Genomic DNA, 18,684 nt, shown 5'->3' on the forward strand with positions numbered 1-18,684 from the left:
TTGAGAAGCTTATAGATTCCCGGGCTTACCGCCAAGGCAATGTCAGGGCGCGGGTTGTTAATGAAAACACTGCAGCCATGGATGGCTTTGCAGGGGGAATTTGTGTCCTTTAGGGCGTGTTCATGCGCGGTAATATCTGCTATAATGGCATGTGAACACATATGTTCGGTTTTGTAGGATGGGAGAGTGCTGCATTTTGCGCATTATGGGGATTGATCCGGGGATTGCGATTGTAGGCTTCGGGTTTATTGATAAGCAAGGGTCCCGGCTGGTGCCGGTTCAATACGGATGTATTCAGACGGAAGCCCATACGGATGGGGCATTGAGATTGAAAATGGTCTATGACGCAACGGTGCAGCTGATAGACAAATATAAGCCGGATGCGGTGGCGATCGAGAAGCTGTTTTTTAACCGGAATGTGACTACGGCGTTCACGGTTGGCCAGGCAAGAGGGGTCATGATGCTGGCGGCGGTGCAGCAAGGAATTCCTATAGGAGAATACACGCCGTTGCAAGTGAAGCAGGCGGTCGTAGGTTATGGGAAGGCGGAGAAAAAGCAGGTGCAGGAAATGGTTCGCATGTTCTTGAATTTGTCCGCCGTTCCAAAGCCGGACGATGTCGCTGATGCTTTGGCAGTGGCGATTTGCCATGCCCATTCCTCGACACTCCATCAAAAAATAAACGAGGTAAACAAAAGATGATCGATTACTTAAGAGGTAACGTTGTACATAGAGAAACTGAATATGTCGTCCTGGATGTACGCGGTGTAGGCTATCGTGTTTTTTGCGCCAATCCTTTCTCGGTACAGCTGAGCAATAGCGAGGAAATCACGATGTACATTCACTATCATGTGCGTGAAGATGCTCATCTGTTGTTCGGCTTTACAAGCCGGGAAGAGCAGGCCTTGTTCCGCACGCTGCTGGATGTGAACGGGATTGGGCCAAAGGTTGCGATCGGCGTCCTTGCAGGGGGACGACCGGAAGTGATTGCGGCAGCTATTCAGCAGGAGAATATCAGCTTCCTGACGAAGCTGCCGGGGATCGGCCGGAAGACGGCGCAGCGAATGATACTGGATTTGAAGGACAAGCTCGGCGGGATGCAATCGATCGGGAACTCGCTCGTATATGCAGGCGGAGCAGAAGTATCGGATGCACCGCAAGGCGGCACAGCCTGGAGCGAGGCCAAGGCGGCTCTGCTTGCTCTCGGGTATACGGAGGCGGAAGCAGACCGGGCCGGTCAAGCGATTAAACCGAAGCTGCAGGGCGGCGAGACGGTAGATGCGTTAATGAAGCTTGCTCTGCAAGCCTTGTACCAGCAAGCGACGAGATAAGCTGCAGCGTGAGGAGCATTCGTTTCAGCTTCAAATGACCGCGAAACTCAAAGCGGATGCTTACGAAGTTAGTTTCGCTATCGCGAAACTTTAAGCGAATGCTTACGAACCTAGTTTCGCCATCGCGAAACTTTAAGGAGGACCACAACCATGGAAGACAGGATCATTTCTGCCAACCTGATGATGGAAGATCAGGGGATGGAATTAAGCCTGCGTCCGAGATATTTGGCCGAGTATATCGGACAAGCTCAAGCGAAGGAAAATTTGAAGATTTATATAGAGGCAGCCAAGATGCGGAAGGAAGCGCTGGATCACGTCCTTTTATATGGCCCTCCCGGTCTCGGGAAGACCACTTTATCCAACATTATCGCAAATGAGCTGGGAGTGAACGTGCGTACCACCTCCGGACCTGCGATTGAGCGTCCCGGCGATCTGGCAGCCATTTTGACCAATTTGCAGGAAGGCGACGTCTTGTTTATCGACGAAATTCATCGCCTTCATCGTACGGTTGAAGAAGTGCTGTACCCAGCAATGGAGGATTTTGCGCTCGACATTATTATCGGCAAAGGGCCGAGTGCGCGTTCGGTCAGACTTGATTTGCCAGCCTTTACACTGGTGGGGGCAACCACCCGTGTCGGGCTCTTATCCGCTCCTCTCCGCGACAGGTTCGGGGTGGTCAGCCGGCTGGAGTACTACACCGTTGAGGAGCTTGCGTACATTGTCAGCCGCACGGCTGACATTTTGCAGGTGCAAATTGTCGGAGAGGCTTCGGAGGAGATCGGGAAACGATCCCGCGGAACGCCGCGTATCGCCAATCGGCTGTTAAAACGGGTACGCGATTATGCCCAAGTGAAGGGCGACGGCATCATTACGCTGGATATTGCGCAGAGAGCGCTGCTTGGGATTCAAATCGATCATTTGGGGCTGGACGAGATCGATCATAAGATGCTGCGGGCGATTATACTCACCTTCCAGGGCGGCCCCGTCGGGCTGGATACCATTGCCGCTACGATCGGAGAAGAAAGCCAAACGATAGAAGATGTATATGAGCCGTATTTGCTGCAAATCGGATTTTTGCAGCGGACGCCCCGCGGACGGATGGCTACTCATTTGGCCTACAGCCATTTGGGGCTGCCTATGCCGGACAACCGCTAGCAATATTACAGGTGCAGGAGAAGAGTGCACTCATCATCGTCAGAGAGGGGAACGCTGAAATTGAGGAAGCTTAAGCCTTCACTTGGTTCGATTGGAAAGCTATATATAAGCATGTGCATTGCTGCCGCAGGATTCAGTGCGTTCCATGGAATTAACGGCTTTGCGCCTAAAGTCTACGCGGATTCGGCTAAGACGGATATGGTGCGGGTCGCCTTATTTATCGATACCGGGAAATATTCTGTGAATACACCTTACGTAACTCTATCGTCTGCCAAAGGGATGGATGTTGCGATGCGAGGTGCTGACGGCTCCAAGCCGGCATTCACTGTTGTAGATAAAACTACGGCAGGGGTAGCCTTGGATGGATACCACGCCTTACTATGGGAAGGCGCCGACAAAGCCCAAGCCAAGACGATCATGGATAAATTGGCCGCAGCCAAACAGGATGCCGTTCTTGTAACGGGCAACAAATCAGGAGCGGCATCCTATCAGATCGAGCTCGGGCCATATGCTTCCCGTGATGCCGCTCAAGCCGCATTAACGAAAGCCTCGGGCCTGTCCGGGGTCAGCGGCTTCATCAAGGGATACACGCCAAGCGTTACCGGTCCGCTGCACTGGAACGCCGGCAGCTACGCCACCGAGGCGGAGGCGGCTGCACAGGCAGCGGTCATCGGTGCCGCCGGTTTTGACGCTGCCGTATCTTACCTGAACACGGCGGCCGGAGCTCCCGCCTATGCCGTATTCGTCTCCGCAGCAACGACTTCGGCTGAGCTGAGTACCGCCAAGCAAAAGATCAATGCCGCAATACCGGGTCTCGTGTTACAGCCCGTCGATTCTGCGGCGGCATACATAATGAAACGTTCACAGATTGATATGGAATCGGAAACGCTGGCTGCTGTTCCTTACTTCATGCTGGGAGGCGGAACGGAGGGGAATTCCTCCTCGAAGCTTCTGGTCACTCCCCAACTGTCGGATACAGTATCGGTACGAGAACGCTTTGAACGCTCTTATAAAGGGAGCCTCGAAATCTCCCGATTCAACTCCAAGCTGGCAGTCATCAATGAACTTCCAATGGACCAGTACCTGGCTTCCGTCATCAGCTCGGAGCTCAATAAAGACTGGCCCATTGAGGCATTGAAGGCTCAAGCGGTAGCGGCGCGTACATATGTACTGAAGCAGGGAGTAAAGTACCAGATTGCTGATGTATCCGATTCTACCGTGGATCAGGCCTATCATGGGGCGGGGGCGGAATTCCCTGCCGCATTGACCGCAGTTCAAGCCACGCAAGGCGAGGTATTAAAGGACAAGAACGGTTTGATTTCACCCTTGTTTTACTCGAATGCAGGCGGAATGACTGCAGAGTCAACTGAAGTATGGGGGAATAAGGTCGCTTATTTGCAGAGCGTTCCGAGTCCGGACGAAGGTGCGGAGAAAGGAAAGGCTCCCTGGTACCGCATCGTGCTTCCGAACGGGCAAACAGGCTACATCCACTCCTCCTATGCCCGCGATACAGGGGAGAAGAACGCTGCAGGTCTCCCGTATTACGTTTCCACAGGAACGGGGGTTAGTGTAAGGCCCGCTCCATTCGTGGACAATGCTTCCAATCCGGCCACCTTTAAAGTGGATATCGGGGACCGATTCATTGTATTCGACCAAGCGATCGAATCCAATGCATTTTCCTGGATACGCGGCCCCTACGATGCGGACAAGCTGAAGGACAAAGTGAACACCGTACTCAGCCAGCCTATTGCCGGCGCATTGGATAAGCTCGAAATATCCCAAAGGGGACAATCGGGCAGGGTTACAGAAATGAAAGCCAATGGCCAGGTTATGAAGCCGGCCAACCCGGATGCGCTGCGCACCTTGTTCAACGGGTTGCCAAGCACCCGGTTTGATATTGAAGAAACAGGAAGGTATACTATATTGGGAGCCGACAATACGGTTCGCAGCCAATCCGCAGCCTCTCCGGCAGTCTATGTCGCGGCGGGCGGGTCGGAGCCTCAAGTGGCTTCAGCCTCCCAGCTGTTTATATTGAATGGAGACAACAAGGCGAAGCTTGTTGACAAAAAAAACCAGTATATTTTTAGAGGGACAGGGTACGGTCACGGACTGGGAATGTCCCAATGGGGTGCGAGAGGCTACGCCGAATTAGGCTATGATTATAAAAAAATATTGCAGACCTACTATGTAGGAGTCTCGATAACCAAGGAATGACGAACTATGCAGGTAGAAGAGTTTGATTATGAATTACCAGAGTCGCTAATTGCGCAAACTCCTTTAAAGGACCGGACCTCGTCCAGATTATTGACATTGAACAAAGCAACCGGAGCGATCCAGCACCAAACATTTGAAGCATTAATCGACTATGTGGAAGCCGGGGATGTTCTCGTGTTGAATGATACGCGGGTTATACCAGCCCGGCTTTTTGGTGTCAAGGCGGATACCGGAGCGAAGGCGGAAGTGCTGCTATTGAAGCAGCTGGAGAACGACCGTTGGGAAGCGCTGGTCAAGCCCGGCAAACGGTTGAAGAAGGGGGCCGTTATTCTCTTCGGAGAGGACGATTCCGAGACATCAGAGGAAGGGAACAGGTCTGCTCTTCTAACGGCTACGATCGAAGAGGAGAGCGAGATGGGCGGACGCGTGCTTCGCTTTGCTTATAAGGGAATTTTCCCGGAATTGCTGGATCGGTTGGGACAGATGCCGCTTCCTCCTTACATAAAGGAGCAGCTTCCTGAGAGGGAGCGTTACCAGACCGTCTACGCAAAGCATGAAGGCAGCGCAGCCGCCCCGACGGCAGGGCTTCATTTCACGAAGGAGTATCTGAATAGGCTGGAACAAAAAGGAGTACAATTAGCGTATATTACGCTTCATGTTGGACTCGGTACCTTTCGGCCGGTGTCTGTTGACGATGTAGAGTCACATCGGATGCATGAGGAGTATTACGAGGTCAGCCCGGAAGCGGCGGCAATGATCAATGAGGCCAAAGCATCCGGTAAGCGAGTCATTGCGGTTGGTACGACCTCGGCAAGAACGCTGGAGACGGCTTCGAGGGTGAACAGTGAACCCGGCAGACTTCAAGCCTGCAGCGGATGGACTGACATTTTCATCTATCCGGGGTTTGAATTCCAGATTGTAGACGCTCTATTGACGAATTTTCACTTGCCCAAATCGACACTGCTCATGCTGATCAGTGCTCTGGCGGACCGGGAAAAGATTATGGAGGCGTATCGTCAAGCCGTCGAACGGGAATACCGCTTTTTCAGCTTTGGCGATGCGATGTTTATATATTAATCAGCAGGAAAAGAAAGAAGTGAATGTCATTGGCAGCAGTATGGTATGAACATATTAAAACATGCAAGCAGTCCGGCGCCAGGCTAGGCCGGGTACATACACCCCACGGGGTAATCGAAACTCCGACATTTATGCCGGTGGGCACCCAAGCAACAGTGAAAACGATGAGCCCTGAAGAATTGAAGCAGATGGATGCCCAGATTATTCTGAGCAACACATACCATTTGTTTCTTCGTCCGGGACATGACCTTGTCAAGAAGGCCGGCGGCCTTCATAAGTTTATGAATTGGGACCGTCCTATTTTGACGGACAGCGGCGGTTTCCAAGTGTTCAGTCTAAGTGAAATGAGAAAGATTACTGAAGAGGGGGTCGCGTTTAGATCCCACCTGAATGGAGACAAGCTGTTCATCTCGCCGGAAAAAGCGATGGAAATACAGAATGCGCTTGGTTCCGATATCATGATGGCCTTTGACGAGTGCCCTCCCTATCCGGCAGAGCACAGCTATGCGAAGCAGTCCCTCGAACGTACGACCCGTTGGGCAGAGCGCTGCTTGAAGTCCCATGCCCGCCCTGAAGATCAGGCTTTGTTTGCAATCGTTCAGGGAGGCATGTACGAGGATTTGCGCAAACAAAGCGCTGCTGAGTTGACTTCCATGGATTTCCCGGGGTATGCTATTGGTGGATTGAGCGTCGGCGAGCCGAAGCATCTGATGTATGAAGTTCTTGATTACACGGTGCCTATGCTGCCGGCTAATAAACCCCGTTATTTAATGGGAGTGGGGTCACCGGATGCTTTGGTCGAGGGATCGATTCGGGGGATCGACATGTTTGATTGCGTCCTTCCGACGCGTATTGCAAGGAACGGTACCACGATGACCAGTGAGGGAAGGCTAGTTGTCCGCAACGCCAAGTATGCTGAAGATTTCGGTCCGCTCGATCCGGAATGCTCTTGCTACACATGCAGGAATTACTCCCGCGCGTATATCCGGCATTTGATCAAGGCGGATGAAACGTTCGGTATACGTCTCACAACGTACCATAATTTGCATTTTCTACTGGAATTGATGCGTCAAGTAAGACAAGCGATTCGAGAGGATCGGCTGCTGGATTTCCGCGATCATTTTTTCGAAAAATACGGAATGAGTGAAAACGGAAAAGGATTTTAAACGTATAGTATAGGGAAAGGGGGGATAAGGTATGTTGTTAGCAGCGGCTGATACAGCGGCGCAAGGCGGGCTTCAAGGGTATTTGTATACATACGGTCCATTAGTGTTAATGTTTGTTGTTTTGTATTTCTTATTGATTCGTCCCCAGCAAAAACGTCAAAAGACACGGAATATGATGCTGGGCAACCTGAAAAAGGGCGATAAGGTAGTAACCATCGGCGGACTTCACGGCACCATTCTGGAGCTGGGAGACGATACGGTGATTCTCCGGGTCAATGATGTAACGAAGCTTACATTCGAACGTTCTGCAATTAATTCGGTACAGAGCAGTTCAAGCGAGGATAAGAAGTAAGCGGCAGCACACGAAAAATGCGAGCCTCCTGAGAAGGGGGACTCGCATTTTTACTTTTTGTGGCTTTACCCGTTACTTTTTCAAATTAACGCCGAGCATTCCGCCTAGCGCTCCGGTACCGAAGGTTAATCCGAGCAAGTACAAGGTTTGTTCCGTTATTCCTGTGTCATAAGCGAGAAACCCTACAATAGCCACAATCAGGCAGTAAAAGACGCCTAACATGCCGCCGTGATACCAGCCTCTTGTTCCGCTCCGTTTGCCGGACACAATGCCCCCGATAAACATTGAGACGCCGTGAATGGACATGGTATAACCGAATAAGGATGTTTCCTGCACATTCGTAGCTAGCATGATCAAAGAGATCATGAGCGTTCCAAATATCATGAAGATCATGGAGTAGACCAAACCGGATAATAAAGGTGAGCGCCTCATCGCCGACTTTTCCCCCAATCCAAACCATTTATCATCATTGTATGGGCACGTACATAAAATTAGTACAGGTTGTTCTGGACGCAGCTTGGCGAAATTAGGTAAAATATCGGTTAAATCCATTACCGGATGCCGCCAAATGGAACCAACCGTACGAACGAATATAGAAAGGCGGGGATAAAGTTGAACACGATACAGTCGGCTTCATTATGGCAAATGGTTGTATCTGCACTTATTTTCATGATCGCTTATGGGCTAATCCAAATCGGTTTGATCCGTCGCGCATATATCGCGTGGGGGGGAGCGGTTCTGGTACTTATTTTGGGGCTTGTTGATTGGAAAAGCGCTTATCAGACTCACATTGCTTGGGAAACGGTCTTACTACTTTTCGGGATGATGCTTCTCTCGGGAATAACAGGCAGAACGGGCATAGTTCAATATCTCGCCGTAAAATTCGTACAAAAAGGATACGGCAATCCGTCAAAGCTGCTTGTGCTCCTCGCAGTTATAACGGCGGCGGGCTCGGCAGTTCTGGATCCTGTTACCGTCCTCATAGTGCTGGTCCCTGTTACGGTTCGTATTGCTGCGGCAATAGGGGTAAGTCCGATTCCTTTGATCATGACGGAAATGCTATGCGGCAACATTGGCGGAAGCGCAACCTTAATAGGTTCTCTCCCGAATATGATGATAGGCTCGTCCAAGCTTACCGGGCTAACATTTAACGGGTTTTTACTTCACGTTGCCCCTTTATCCGTAATTCTCTTTGCCGTCTCGTTATTTGTGCTTCATAGAATGTATATGAAGGAGTGGCGGAAGATTGAAACAGCTTCGGAGGAATGGAGGGAGCTGGATGCTGCAGCATCTATTAAAGATCGTTCTCTAGTCGTCAAAACGACGGCGGTTTGGGGATTGGCCATACTAGGCTTCCTCTTTCATAAGCAAATGCACATATCCGTTGCTATAATAGCCATAGCGGCCGCCCTTGTCCTGATTCTGCTAACCATCCGAAAGAAAGAAGAGTTGGAGGATGTGTTTCATACGGTTGAGTGGGGGACGTTATTTTTTCTGATCGGATTATTCGTACTTGCAGGCGGGCTCGTGAATACCGGGGTCATCGAGGCCATTGCGGTCAAGGGCATGGAGCTTACCTCGGGAAATGAAATGTTCGTCTCCATTCTCGTCCTGTGGGTTGCAGGATTCATCTCGGCGGGTGTTGATCAAGCTCCGCTTGTGGCGGCGATGCTGCCATTGATTAAAAATATCGGTGCTCATATGGACCTGGCTAATGACTGGGAGCTTAATCCGGTCTGGTGGTCGTTAGCGATAGGTGCGAGTATTGGCGGAGGCGCTACGATAATCGGATCGCACGCCAATCTGGTTGCTGCCGGTTTGGCGATGAAGGAGGGGCATGAAATTTCGTTCATGGGCTATATGAAAACCGCATTGCCGCTAACCCTATTGCTTCTGGTCTTATCAACTGGTTATATCATGTGGATGTACTTCTAAATTTAGGATTACAGAAGGCGTTTGCCAACAATTCGTTACTTTCCTTACCGTATGACTCCATTGTCTTAAGGTCAAAATACCCATGGGAACCGTCCTGTCTTTGCTAAAGCCAATGCTTGTAGGAGGATAGTGAAACCATGGAGATGTTGGCCCTTTTTTTTCGCACCGTACTCGTGTATTTTATCGTTCTCCTGACTTTGCGCATTATGGGGAAGCGGGAGATCGGTAAGCTTTCGCTTTTTGATTTGGTTATTTCCATTATGATTGCAGAAATTGCTGTGTTTGTATTGGAGGATATGGGGAAGCCTTTGGCAGAAGGTATCGTGCCTATGGTCACATTGGTTTTGATTCAAATGTTGATTGCCTATGTGTCTTTGAAAAATGAGAAGCTGCGCCGAGTATTTGAAGGGCGGCCGGCGATGGTCATTCAAAACGGCAAGCTGAACCGGGAAGTCATGAAGCGTCACCGCTACAATCTCGACGACTTGCTACTTCAGCTCAGGCAGAATAAGATTGTGGATGTGGCCGACGTGGAGTTTGCCATCCTGGAGCCATCGGGCAAGCTGACTGTGGTCGAAAAGGATTCTGAGCGCAGTCAGCCCGCCGCCAAGCAGGAGTTTAAAATCCGGTATGAAGGCCTGCCGCTGCCGCTCATTATGGACGGTAAGGTGCAGGATGACAGCCTGGAAAAGCTCGGGAAGACGAGGTTTTGGCTAAAGAGTGAGCTCCAGGCGAAGGGGATACAAGATTTCAAGGATGTGTTTTTCTGTACAATTGATCATCGGGGCAAATGGTTCATCGATAAAAAACGCTAGCTTATTTTACAAATTTCCGCCCGAGCCAGATGATTCTTAGCAGGTCATTGCGATCGATAAGCTTAAACAATACCGAGCAGACGAGATAGATCAGAATACCTGCAGCAGAAGCGGCCAAAAACCGAATCAGCTCGTGCTCCAGCCAGTTTGTGTACATAATCACATGACTGGCCCAACCGGAAAGCGCCATTGCTGCGCCGACTTTGGCAAAATCAGTCATATCCATCCGGAAGTTCAAGAGCCTGGCCACACTTCGCCAATGAAGAAGAGTAACGAGCGCGATGTTCAAATTAATGGCCATCAGAGCGCCCAGAATGCCGAACTTGGGATTGCTTGCCAGCACATAAATTAAGGTTAGCTTCGCAATTGAGCCGATGAGTGTATTGACCAGCGCGCTGCCCGGCTTTTCCAAGGCTTGAAGCGTCGCCTGAAGCGGCGCTTGAAAGTAGATGAACAGTGCAACGGGAGCCATCATTTTCAGCATGGAGGCTACCTGGGCTTGGCCGTACAGGAAGCGGCACAGCGGCTCGGCAAGCACGAACATAATCATGGCGAACGGGGCACCTGTCACCAATGCAAGCTTTAGTGACTGATGAAGACGGGAATGGATCGTTTTTATATCGTTTTGCGCCGCTGCTTCCGATAAGGAAGGAACCAAAGATACCGACAAGGAATATGTCAAGGCGCTGGGCAGCATCAGGATGGGCATTACCATGCCTTGAAGAGCGCCATATTGCGCAGTGGCAACCTTCGTAGCTACTCCGGCGATAGCAAGGCTGCGAACCATGATAATGGATTCAAAAAAATAAGAGCACGAGCCGACCAGCTTGCTTCCGGTAATCGGTATGGCGAGCTTGAGGAGCGTTTTCAGATTCGACCATCGTCCAAGCATGGCTGATGTGCCGATATTAGCTGCTGGAGCAGACCTGGACAATCTCCGATTGGCTCGAAACTGATGATATAATACAAGCAGCGCCGCAATCTCGCCTGCAAGAACCCCGGCCATAGCGCCTGCCGCCGCATATTCAATTCCGTAAGGCAGCAAGACATAAGCGAACGCCAATACAGTAAAGATGCGAACGATCGTTTCAACAACCTGTGAGAGTGCTGTTGGTATCATATTTTGTCTGCCCTGGAAATATCCGCGGTAGACGGAACCGATGCCGACGATCAAGATGATCGGGGTCATCGTCAGGAAGGTATAATAAACACGGGAATCGGTTAATAAATGCGTCGATATCCATTTGGCGGCAAAAAAACTGGCAACAGCAAACAGCAAGCTGATTGAAAGAGTAAAAAGAAATGAAATTCGAAATATTCTTTTAATCCGGCCTTCATCGCCTTCCGCTTCCGCCTCTGCAACGAGCTTGGCAATGGCGATGGGAATACCGCCGGTAATTAATGTAAGAATAACGATAAGAAACGGGTAGCCCATTTGATATAAGCCGATACCTTCGGCGCCGATAACTCTTGGCAGCGTAATTCTGGGGATAAAGCCAAGGATGCGATTGATAATGCCTGCGGCAAGCAGAATGAGCGTGCCTTTGATAAATGATTGTTTGGTCACTTGAACGCCTTCTTCCTCCCTTTGGTTTGGATGGGGATCAATTCTCGCATTATGCACCATTAGCTATACTTCATGAATATGCTGGACCTGTCCTACCGCATGACATTTTTTGTACAACTTCTTGGACAAGAAAGGAAGGAAATGGACGGGGAACAGCGAATAAGTGTAACAGCGACGCTGTAGTGCAGGAGGGTGATGGTCGTGGAACATGAGGAACTGAATACACAGCAGCTGGAGGCAACGGCTGGTGATAATGAAGGATCTGCTGATGCGGGGCCTAAGGAAGAGATGCCGGAGCCTGGAGAGCCGCCGATAGAGCCGTTACCGGACGATGAAGGCGACACGCTGGAATGTATGGCGGAACCGGAGCCTGAGGAAGAATGGGAAGCCCTGTCGGATCTGGAGCTGAACGAAGTAATCGAAGACATTTGCAACAGCAAGGCCGAGGAATTCAGGATGATTGGGTATGAGCATGTTACCGGGATGGAAATTTGGGAGTGTGTCAGCGACAAGTATAAAAAGACCGGCACCCCCCCGCTGCATAAAGTGGTCAACGATATTTTATCGTTAAAAGTGACGCAGTTTATGAACTGGATGACAATGAGCATTTATAAAACCAACCCTTTCAAATAGCCGGAAAGGGTTATTTGTTGTGATAAGGTTTCGAGATGCCATTAATTGTCAAATTGACTCGTTTTTCGCAGGTAGGTATAATAGGCATATTGAGTATGGAAGGAGATCGTTATTAGATGAAACGGATCGTGGCTTTTTTGCTAGTGGTAGTCCTTTCGTTTGGCCTGTTTGCATGGCTAACTCCGGGACTAGTAAAAAACATTAAGCTCGGCTTAGACTTAAAGGGTGGTTTTGAAATACTTTATGTAGCTGAACCTATAGAGGCTGGAAAACCGGTCACTATGGAGTCATTGAAGCAAACGGCGAACAGCCTGATGAAAAGGGCCGATAGCCTCGGTATCGCAGAACCAGAAATTACGACCGAGGGTAAAGACCGTATCCGTGTGCGTCTCGCCGATGTGAAGAACGAAGAAGAAGTTCGGAAAGTTATCAAGAAGCCGGCGGAGCTGACATTCCGCGGTCCGGACGGTACGAAGGAAATGCTCGGCAGTGACTTCGTGGAAGGTGCCGCCAAAGTGGGCTTCGACCAATCGAACCGCCCGATGATCAGTATTAAAGTCAAAGAACCGGAAAAGTTCAAGGCGGTTACAGAAAAATTGTTAAATCAGCCGCTGGCCATTTATTTGGATGAAAATCAGTTGTCTGCACCTATCGTCAGCGCAGTCATTACCGACGGCAATGCTACGATTTCGGGGAATTACACGTTTGAGCAAGCAACCGAATTAGCTAACACGATCAACTTGGGCGCTCTTCCATTGAAGCTCACTGAAAAATATACCCAGGTGGTAGGGGCATCTCTAGGTCAGCTGTCCTTGCACCAAACAGTTGAAGCCGGTTTGATCGGCGCGATCCTGATTCTTGTGTTCATGCTCGTGTTCTATCGTTTGCCTGGTATTATTGCAGCCATTACGTTGATCACTTATACGTTCCTGCTGCTGGGGGCCTTCTACTTGATGAAAGCGACCCTGACGCTCCCGGGTATTGCGGCTTTCGTTCTCGGGATCGGGATGGCTGTCGATGCTAATATCATTATGTATGAACGGATCAAGGAAGAGATTCGGAGCGGCAAGAGCTTGCTGTCCTCTCTGAAATCCGGTTCCAAGCATTCGTTCCGTACTATCATGGACGCGAACATCACGAACCTTATCTCCGCCATCGTGCTTTATTATGTAGGTAACGGTGCGATTCGAGGCTTTGCATTGACGACGATCATGAGTATTATTCTCAGTATTTTGACCAACGTCTTCCTGTCCCGTTGGTATATTCACATGGTTATTAAGAGCAAGCTGTTCCAAAAACCTGCTTATTACGGTGTAAAGGAGTCGGACATTCGTGGACTATAAAAATCACTTTGACTTCATGAAAAACCGCAATAAGTTTTTTATGACCTCTATTGCGATCCTGCTGATTGGGTTGATTGTATTAGTCGTGATGAATCTGAACTACGGCGTCGACTTTAAAGCAGGAACCTCGCTGGACATTAATATGGGCCAAGCCGTAACGAAGGAGAAGGTTGACCAAGCCTTTGATAGCACGGGCATTAAACCCGCAGTAACCACCATTAGCGGTACGAACAATGATCATGTTTCCGCTCGTTTCGATACCATTCTTTCCGATGACGAGATAAAAAAGATCAATTCCACTATGGTGTCTACTTTCGGGGACAAGGTTTCCCAAGAGGTCAATACGGTATCACCTGACATTGCCAGAGAATTAGGCTTTAAAGCGATGATCGCTGTCGGTATCGCGAGCTTGGCCATTTGTATCTATGTCAGCATTCGTTTCGAGTGGCGGTTTGCGGTTGCCGCCATTATCGCAATTCTACACGATGCATTTATCGTTATCGCGGTGTTCTCTATTTTCCGTCTTGAGGTTAACCTGCCGTTCCTAGCGGCTATCTTGACGACGATCGGTTATTCCATTAACGATAAAATCGTTATTTTTGACCGTGTACGTGAAAATCAGCGCTTTACAAAAATCAAGACAAGCGAAGATCTGTCCAATATGCTTAATGCAAGTATATGGCAGACAATGGCACGGAATATTAACACCGTTATTACGGTTTTGATCGCCGCGCTATGTTTGTTCATCTTCGGAAGTGAAGCTATCAAGCTATTTGCTCTCGCAAAAATTGTAGGCTTGGCGTCCGGCGCATACTCATCCATCTGTATTGCTACTCCATTGTGGTACTTGTTGAAAAACAAATCACTTGGTTCTAAAACGCGGGCTGCCGCAGTAAAAGAATAATAGCTGGCCGCGCGAAATGAATATTTCCGCGGCCTTTCTATACAATTCACTTGAGGAGTGGCTTCATGTCTAATGAGCGGTTACAAAAAGCGCATTACGGCGAATGGCCTAGCTTTGTCGGTCAAATTACTTTGGCAGTCATGAAGGGTGTTTTCGGCTACATATCCGGAAGTAAAGCACTTCTCGCTGATGCGGTACATACGGCGTCCGAGGCCGCTGGTTCTCTTGCTCTATCCAAAGGGCGCTCCAGACACGGCCTATCGGAGAAGGAATATAGGAAGAGACAAGGCAAAGCGGAAATGGCTGCAGCTGTTATTGTTTCCGTAATGCTGCTGCTGGTTGGATTGGAGCTCGCCATCTCGTCGGTCAAAGCAATATATTATGGTGTCGAGTCACCTCCCGGAACCCTTACATTGATAGCGATCGCGGCATCTATCGTAATCAAGGAAGCAGTGCTTCAATATAAACATCGTTGGGGTAAAGAAGCTTCGTCCACCAACACATTGTTTCACGCAAGGGGACTCAGGTCCGATCTATTATCAACACTGATCGCTTTTGCCGGCGCAGGCGGTGCGATTTGGGGTCATTACCTGGGAAATATTTATTTGTTCTATTTAGATCCAATAGCCAGCTTGTTCATTGCCGGTATGATCTTCAAAATGGGCAGCCGGCTCGTCATGAGCATTACCGAAAGCGTTGCGGAACGGATGCTGCTTGAAGAAGATGCCGCAGAGCTCATCGGCGCTGTACAGGCCGTTAAGGGTGTTATTGCCGTAGATGATCTTCGGGCTACGGAACGTGGTCATTATGTGATCGTAGAAGTGAAAATATGTGTGAATCCTAGAATTTCCGTATTTGAGGGACATGATATTGCCAAAAAAGTGAAGTACACACTTATGAAACGATTTATCCATATTTCCGAGGTTCATATTCAGGTGAACCCTTATGATTCGGAATATCCTTATAAAAATGCCGATCTTGACCAGGAACATTTTACCAGCGTGGTTCATTGATCATTATTGTTTATACAGCTTTCCTTACGGAAAGCTCAGCAACGCTTATGAAGATAGCTTTCCTTACGGAAAGCTCAGCAACGCTTATGAAGATAGCTTTCCTTACGGAAAGCTCAGTAGCGCTTACGAAGAAAGCTTTCCTAAAGGAAAGCTCTAAGGAGGGACAGCATGCTTCAAGCACGAGCAAGATGGAACATAAGCGAGACGGACGAAAGGCAGGCCGAAGCTCTTGCCAAAGAACTGGGGATATCCCCTTTGGTGGCCCGTCTGCTTGTAGGCCGTGGAATGACCGATAAAGAACATGCTGCCGCTTTTTTAAATGGAGGAACGGATCACATCCACGATCCGTTCCTTTTAGATGGTATGGAGAGTGCTGTACTGCGGATTCGTCAAGCATTGGAGCGGGGCGAATACATCCGGGTTTATGGAGACTACGATGCGGACGGAGTTAGCAGTACTACCTTAATGGTTCATTTGCTGCGGCAGCTTCATGCTTCATTTGATTATTATATTCCTCACCGTGTATTGGAAGGCTATGGATTGAATAAAGCGGCAATAGAGTCAGCCCATCAGCAAGGGGTTAAGCTTATTATAACGGTGGATACAGGAATTAGCGCGGTAGAGGAAATTGCCTACGCAGCAGAGCTCGGAGTCGATGTCATTGTCACGGACCATCACGAGCCGCCGGAGCTTTTACCCGAGGCGTATGCCATTATTAATCCCAAGAAACCGGGCTGCCCTTATCCCTTCAAACATCTCGCCGGGGTCGGCGTAGCACTAAAGCTCGCTCAAGCTCTTCTGGGCCGTTGGCCGGAAGAATTGCTGGAATATGCCGCCATTGGGACGGTAGCTGATTTAATGCAGCTGTTAGGGGAGAATCGTGTTATAGTAAAGCAGGGCATTAAACGGATGAGGAGCTCGACCAACTGGGGGATTCGCGCGCTGCTGGATGTAGCGGGGATTCAGATGAAGGATGTTAATTCCACCCACATCGGGTTTGCCCTGGCGCCGCGGATCAACGCGAGCGGAAGGCTCAACAACGCGGACGATGCGGTAAAGCTGCTGATTACAGAGGATCAGCAGGAAGCGGAGACGCTCGCTTACGAGCTGGATGCATTGAATAAAGAGCGGCAGCGGATCGTCGATGAAATGACGAAGCATGCCATGAGCATGGTTGAAGAGCAGAAAGCAGACGGCCTGAAAAAAGTGATTGTATTGGCCCATGAACAATGGAATGTCGGTGTGATTGGAATCGTTGCTTCCAAGCTGATGGATAAATTTTATCGTCCCACCATCATACTTGGTATAGATAAAGAGACGGGGATGGCCAAAGGCTCGGCCCGCTCTATAGCCGGATTTGATTTGTATCAGGCATTGACGCACTGTCACGATCTGATGGAGCACTTTGGCGGGCATCAGGCCGCCGCGGGGATGACCCTTTCTAAGGATCATTTACCCGAGCTGGAACGCAGACTCAACGTCTTGGTGGAGGAATGGTTAGGTCCCGAGGACTTTATTCCGCTTATCCATGCGGACATAGAAGGCTCACTTGATGATGTAGGAGTAGAGACGATACAGCAGCTTGAGCAGCTAGGTCCATTCGGCATGGGAAATCCGATGCCCAAATTCGTATTTACGAACGTTGGCTGCCAGGAGATGCGGACGATCGGAAAAGACCAGCAGCACATCAAGATGACCTTAATGAAAGGTACAGAGGAAGCTTCGGCAGCATTGGATGCCGTAGGCTTTAATAAAGCATCGGTCCTTCCGTGGATCTCCCCTACGGCGTCCATGGATGTACTTGGGGAGCTATCGATCAATGAATGGAACGGCGTGCGCAAACCGCAGTTAATGATTCAGGATGTACGTATCCCATACATACAGCTGTTCGATTGGCGTGGCGTTGCTCGGCTGGAAAGCAAGCTGATGGACTTAACCGATCGATTGGCTGAATTGAATTCTGCTCAAGAAGACAGAAAGCTCCCTTCGGTATTGACATTTGCCACCGAGGATAAACAGCTGAGAATGAAGTACTCCAAGCTTTACCCGATATGGGGAGTCGATATGTCGGGATCGGAGCCTTTTGTGCCGTACAACGAGCTTGCCCGCCAGCAAAAGAAGTCAGGCATCACGGATATGATTCTGTATGATTTGCCGGATTCGCTCCGAACGTTTGAGAGGGCGATATCATCGGCGGAGCATGTAGAGCGCTGGTATGCCGTGTTTTCGGGTTCTTTGCAGCAGCAAGGAACGCTACCAGGCAGGGATATGTTCAAAACCGTGTATGCGGCGGTTCAAAAGCAAGGGGAGCCAATACAAAAGGCGAATTATTTTGTGGAAGCTTTAACCAGGCGTTCAGGGTATTCGAAGGAGGTTATCCTGTTCATACTGGACGTATTTATTGAATTAGGCTTCATCAGACGCTCAGCAGAAGGCTATGTGCCTGTGCCGAATCCGGCCAAAAAAGATTTGACCACATCCAAATTGTATCAGCAGAGGCAGCAAAGCCTGGATGTGGAGCAAGCTCTTCTATACTCTACGGCACAACAGCTTGTGGAGTGGCTGCATCAGCTTCACAATCAAACGAAACCATCATTGGAGGAAATTATATGAATTTCAAAGAGTATATTCGAGTCATCGAGGATTTTCCGCAGCCGGGGATCAGCTTTAAGGACATTACGACGCTGTTGAACAATGGCCCGGTATATAGAGAAGTGATTCAAGAGTTGGCTAGACAATTGAAAGGCAAGCAAATTGATTTGATTGCCGGTCCGGAAGCAAGAGGCTTTGTCATCGGTGCTCCGTTGGCGGTAGAGCTGGGAGTCGGATTCGTTCCTATACGTAAGAGCGGCAAGCTTCCGGGAAAAACTATTGAAGCAGACTACGCGCTGGAATACGGCAAAGACAAGCTCGCGATGCATGATGATGCCATCAAGCCGGGGCAAAAAGTGCTCATTGCGGACGATTTGCTCGCTACGGGCGGCACCATCGCAACCTCCATCAACCTGGTTAAGCAGCTTGGCGGCGAGGTTGTAGGAGCATCGTTCCTGATTGAGCTTGAAGAGTTAAACGGCCGTGACAAGCTGGGTAACATCGATATTATTTCTTTGGTAAAATATTAAGACGGCAAGCTCCTGATACGCTAGGGTATCAGGAGTTTTTTAATATTGCAGTACCTTAA

Annotated in this window: 17 protein-coding genes; 15 read left to right on the top strand and 2 right to left on the bottom strand. The window is 49.5% G+C overall.

The features are described from left to right. Positions 1–196: 196 nt before the first annotated feature. The 7 genes from ruvC (at position 197) to yajC (ending at position 7,293) form a co-directional block, all read left to right on the top strand. On the top strand, positions 197–700 hold the full coding sequence (gene ruvC / locus B1728_RS10070; RefSeq protein WP_079910050.1) for a crossover junction endodeoxyribonuclease RuvC: 504 nt from the start codon (positions 197–199) through the stop codon (positions 698–700). Then, positions 697–1,329: a Holliday junction branch migration protein RuvA gene (gene ruvA / locus B1728_RS10075; protein WP_079910051.1), complete on the top strand. Its 633-nt coding sequence runs from the start codon at positions 697–699 to the stop codon at positions 1,327–1,329. Before ruvC ends, ruvA begins: the two co-directional genes overlap by 4 nt. Positions 1,330–1,479: 150 nt before the next feature. Beyond that, a complete protein-coding gene (ruvB, locus tag B1728_RS10080) occupies positions 1,480–2,484 on the top strand; it encodes a Holliday junction branch migration DNA helicase RuvB (protein WP_079910052.1) in 1,005 nt (334 codons plus the stop codon). Between the two features lie 60 nt (positions 2,485–2,544). Continuing rightward, positions 2,545–4,698 (top strand): SpoIID/LytB domain-containing protein, encoded by a 2,154-nt coding sequence (locus B1728_RS10085; RefSeq protein ID WP_256865315.1) that lies wholly within the window; start codon positions 2,545–2,547, stop codon positions 4,696–4,698. A 6-nt stretch (positions 4,699–4,704) separates the two neighbouring features. Beyond that, a complete protein-coding gene (gene queA / locus B1728_RS10090) occupies positions 4,705–5,775 on the top strand; it encodes a tRNA preQ1(34) S-adenosylmethionine ribosyltransferase-isomerase QueA (protein WP_079910053.1) in 1,071 nt (356 codons plus the stop codon). 23 nt (positions 5,776–5,798) lie between these two features. After that, complete coding sequence (tgt, locus tag B1728_RS10095) at positions 5,799–6,941, top strand: tRNA guanosine(34) transglycosylase Tgt (RefSeq protein ID WP_079910054.1); 1,143 nt, start codon at positions 5,799–5,801, stop codon at positions 6,939–6,941. A gap of 31 nt (positions 6,942–6,972) precedes the next feature. Further along, the gene (gene yajC, locus B1728_RS10100) at positions 6,973–7,293 is read left to right on the top strand and encodes a preprotein translocase subunit YajC (RefSeq protein ID WP_079910055.1); all 321 of its coding nucleotides are present in this window, start codon (positions 6,973–6,975) and stop codon (positions 7,291–7,293) included. Between the two features lie 72 nt (positions 7,294–7,365). Here yajC and B1728_RS10105 read toward each other — a convergent pair whose 3' ends face one another. Then, positions 7,366–7,725 (bottom strand): TIGR04086 family membrane protein, encoded by a 360-nt coding sequence (locus B1728_RS10105; RefSeq protein WP_079910056.1) that lies wholly within the window; start codon positions 7,723–7,725, stop codon positions 7,366–7,368. A 180-nt stretch (positions 7,726–7,905) separates the two neighbouring features. Between B1728_RS10105 and B1728_RS10110 the strand changes: the two genes are divergently transcribed. Both B1728_RS10110 and B1728_RS10115 read left to right on the top strand, forming a co-directional pair. Further along, positions 7,906–9,228, top strand: coding sequence for an ArsB/NhaD family transporter (locus B1728_RS10110; RefSeq protein WP_179135964.1), 1,323 nt, complete (start codon positions 7,906–7,908; stop codon positions 9,226–9,228). A 137-nt stretch (positions 9,229–9,365) separates the two neighbouring features. After that, positions 9,366–10,043, top strand: a complete 678-nt coding sequence (locus B1728_RS10115) for a DUF421 domain-containing protein (RefSeq protein WP_079910058.1) — start codon at positions 9,366–9,368, stop codon at positions 10,041–10,043. A gap of 1 nt (position 10,044) precedes the next feature. Here the strand turns inward: B1728_RS10115 and spoVB are convergent, their stop codons facing one another. Then, the gene (gene spoVB / locus B1728_RS10120; RefSeq protein ID WP_079910177.1) at positions 10,045–11,610 is read right to left on the bottom strand and encodes a stage V sporulation protein B; all 1,566 of its coding nucleotides are present in this window, start codon (positions 11,608–11,610) and stop codon (positions 10,045–10,047) included. 201 nt (positions 11,611–11,811) lie between these two features. Between spoVB and B1728_RS37200 the strand changes: the two genes are divergently transcribed. From B1728_RS37200 to B1728_RS10155, 6 genes are all read left to right on the top strand, one after another. Next, entirely contained in the window at positions 11,812–12,243 is a 432-nt protein-coding gene (locus B1728_RS37200) for a post-transcriptional regulator (RefSeq protein WP_306293518.1), read from the top strand. Between the two features lie 116 nt (positions 12,244–12,359). After that, positions 12,360–13,586: a protein translocase subunit SecD gene (gene secD / locus B1728_RS10130; protein ID WP_079910059.1), complete on the top strand. Its 1,227-nt coding sequence runs from the start codon at positions 12,360–12,362 to the stop codon at positions 13,584–13,586. Then, the gene (gene secF, locus B1728_RS10135; protein WP_079910060.1) at positions 13,576–14,490 is read left to right on the top strand and encodes a protein translocase subunit SecF; all 915 of its coding nucleotides are present in this window, start codon (positions 13,576–13,578) and stop codon (positions 14,488–14,490) included. The genes secD and secF overlap by 11 nt, the downstream gene beginning before the upstream one ends. Positions 14,491–14,555: 65 nt before the next feature. Next, on the top strand, positions 14,556–15,503 hold the full coding sequence (locus tag B1728_RS10140; protein ID WP_079910061.1) for a cation diffusion facilitator family transporter: 948 nt from the start codon (positions 14,556–14,558) through the stop codon (positions 15,501–15,503). A 168-nt stretch (positions 15,504–15,671) separates the two neighbouring features. Beyond that, a complete protein-coding gene (recJ, locus tag B1728_RS10150; protein WP_079910063.1) occupies positions 15,672–18,116 on the top strand; it encodes a single-stranded-DNA-specific exonuclease RecJ in 2,445 nt (814 codons plus the stop codon). Next, positions 18,113–18,625 carry an adenine phosphoribosyltransferase gene (locus B1728_RS10155; protein ID WP_079910064.1) on the top strand — a complete coding sequence of 171 codons (513 nt, stop codon included), beginning with the start codon at positions 18,113–18,115 and terminating at the stop codon, positions 18,623–18,625. The genes recJ and B1728_RS10155 overlap by 4 nt, the downstream gene beginning before the upstream one ends. The last annotated feature ends 59 nt before the right edge of the window (positions 18,626–18,684 follow it).

The organism is Paenibacillus sp. 32352 (assembly GCF_002042965.1).
Classification (GTDB): Bacteria; Bacillota; Bacilli; order Paenibacillales; family NBRC-103111; genus Paenibacillus_S; species Paenibacillus_S vulneris.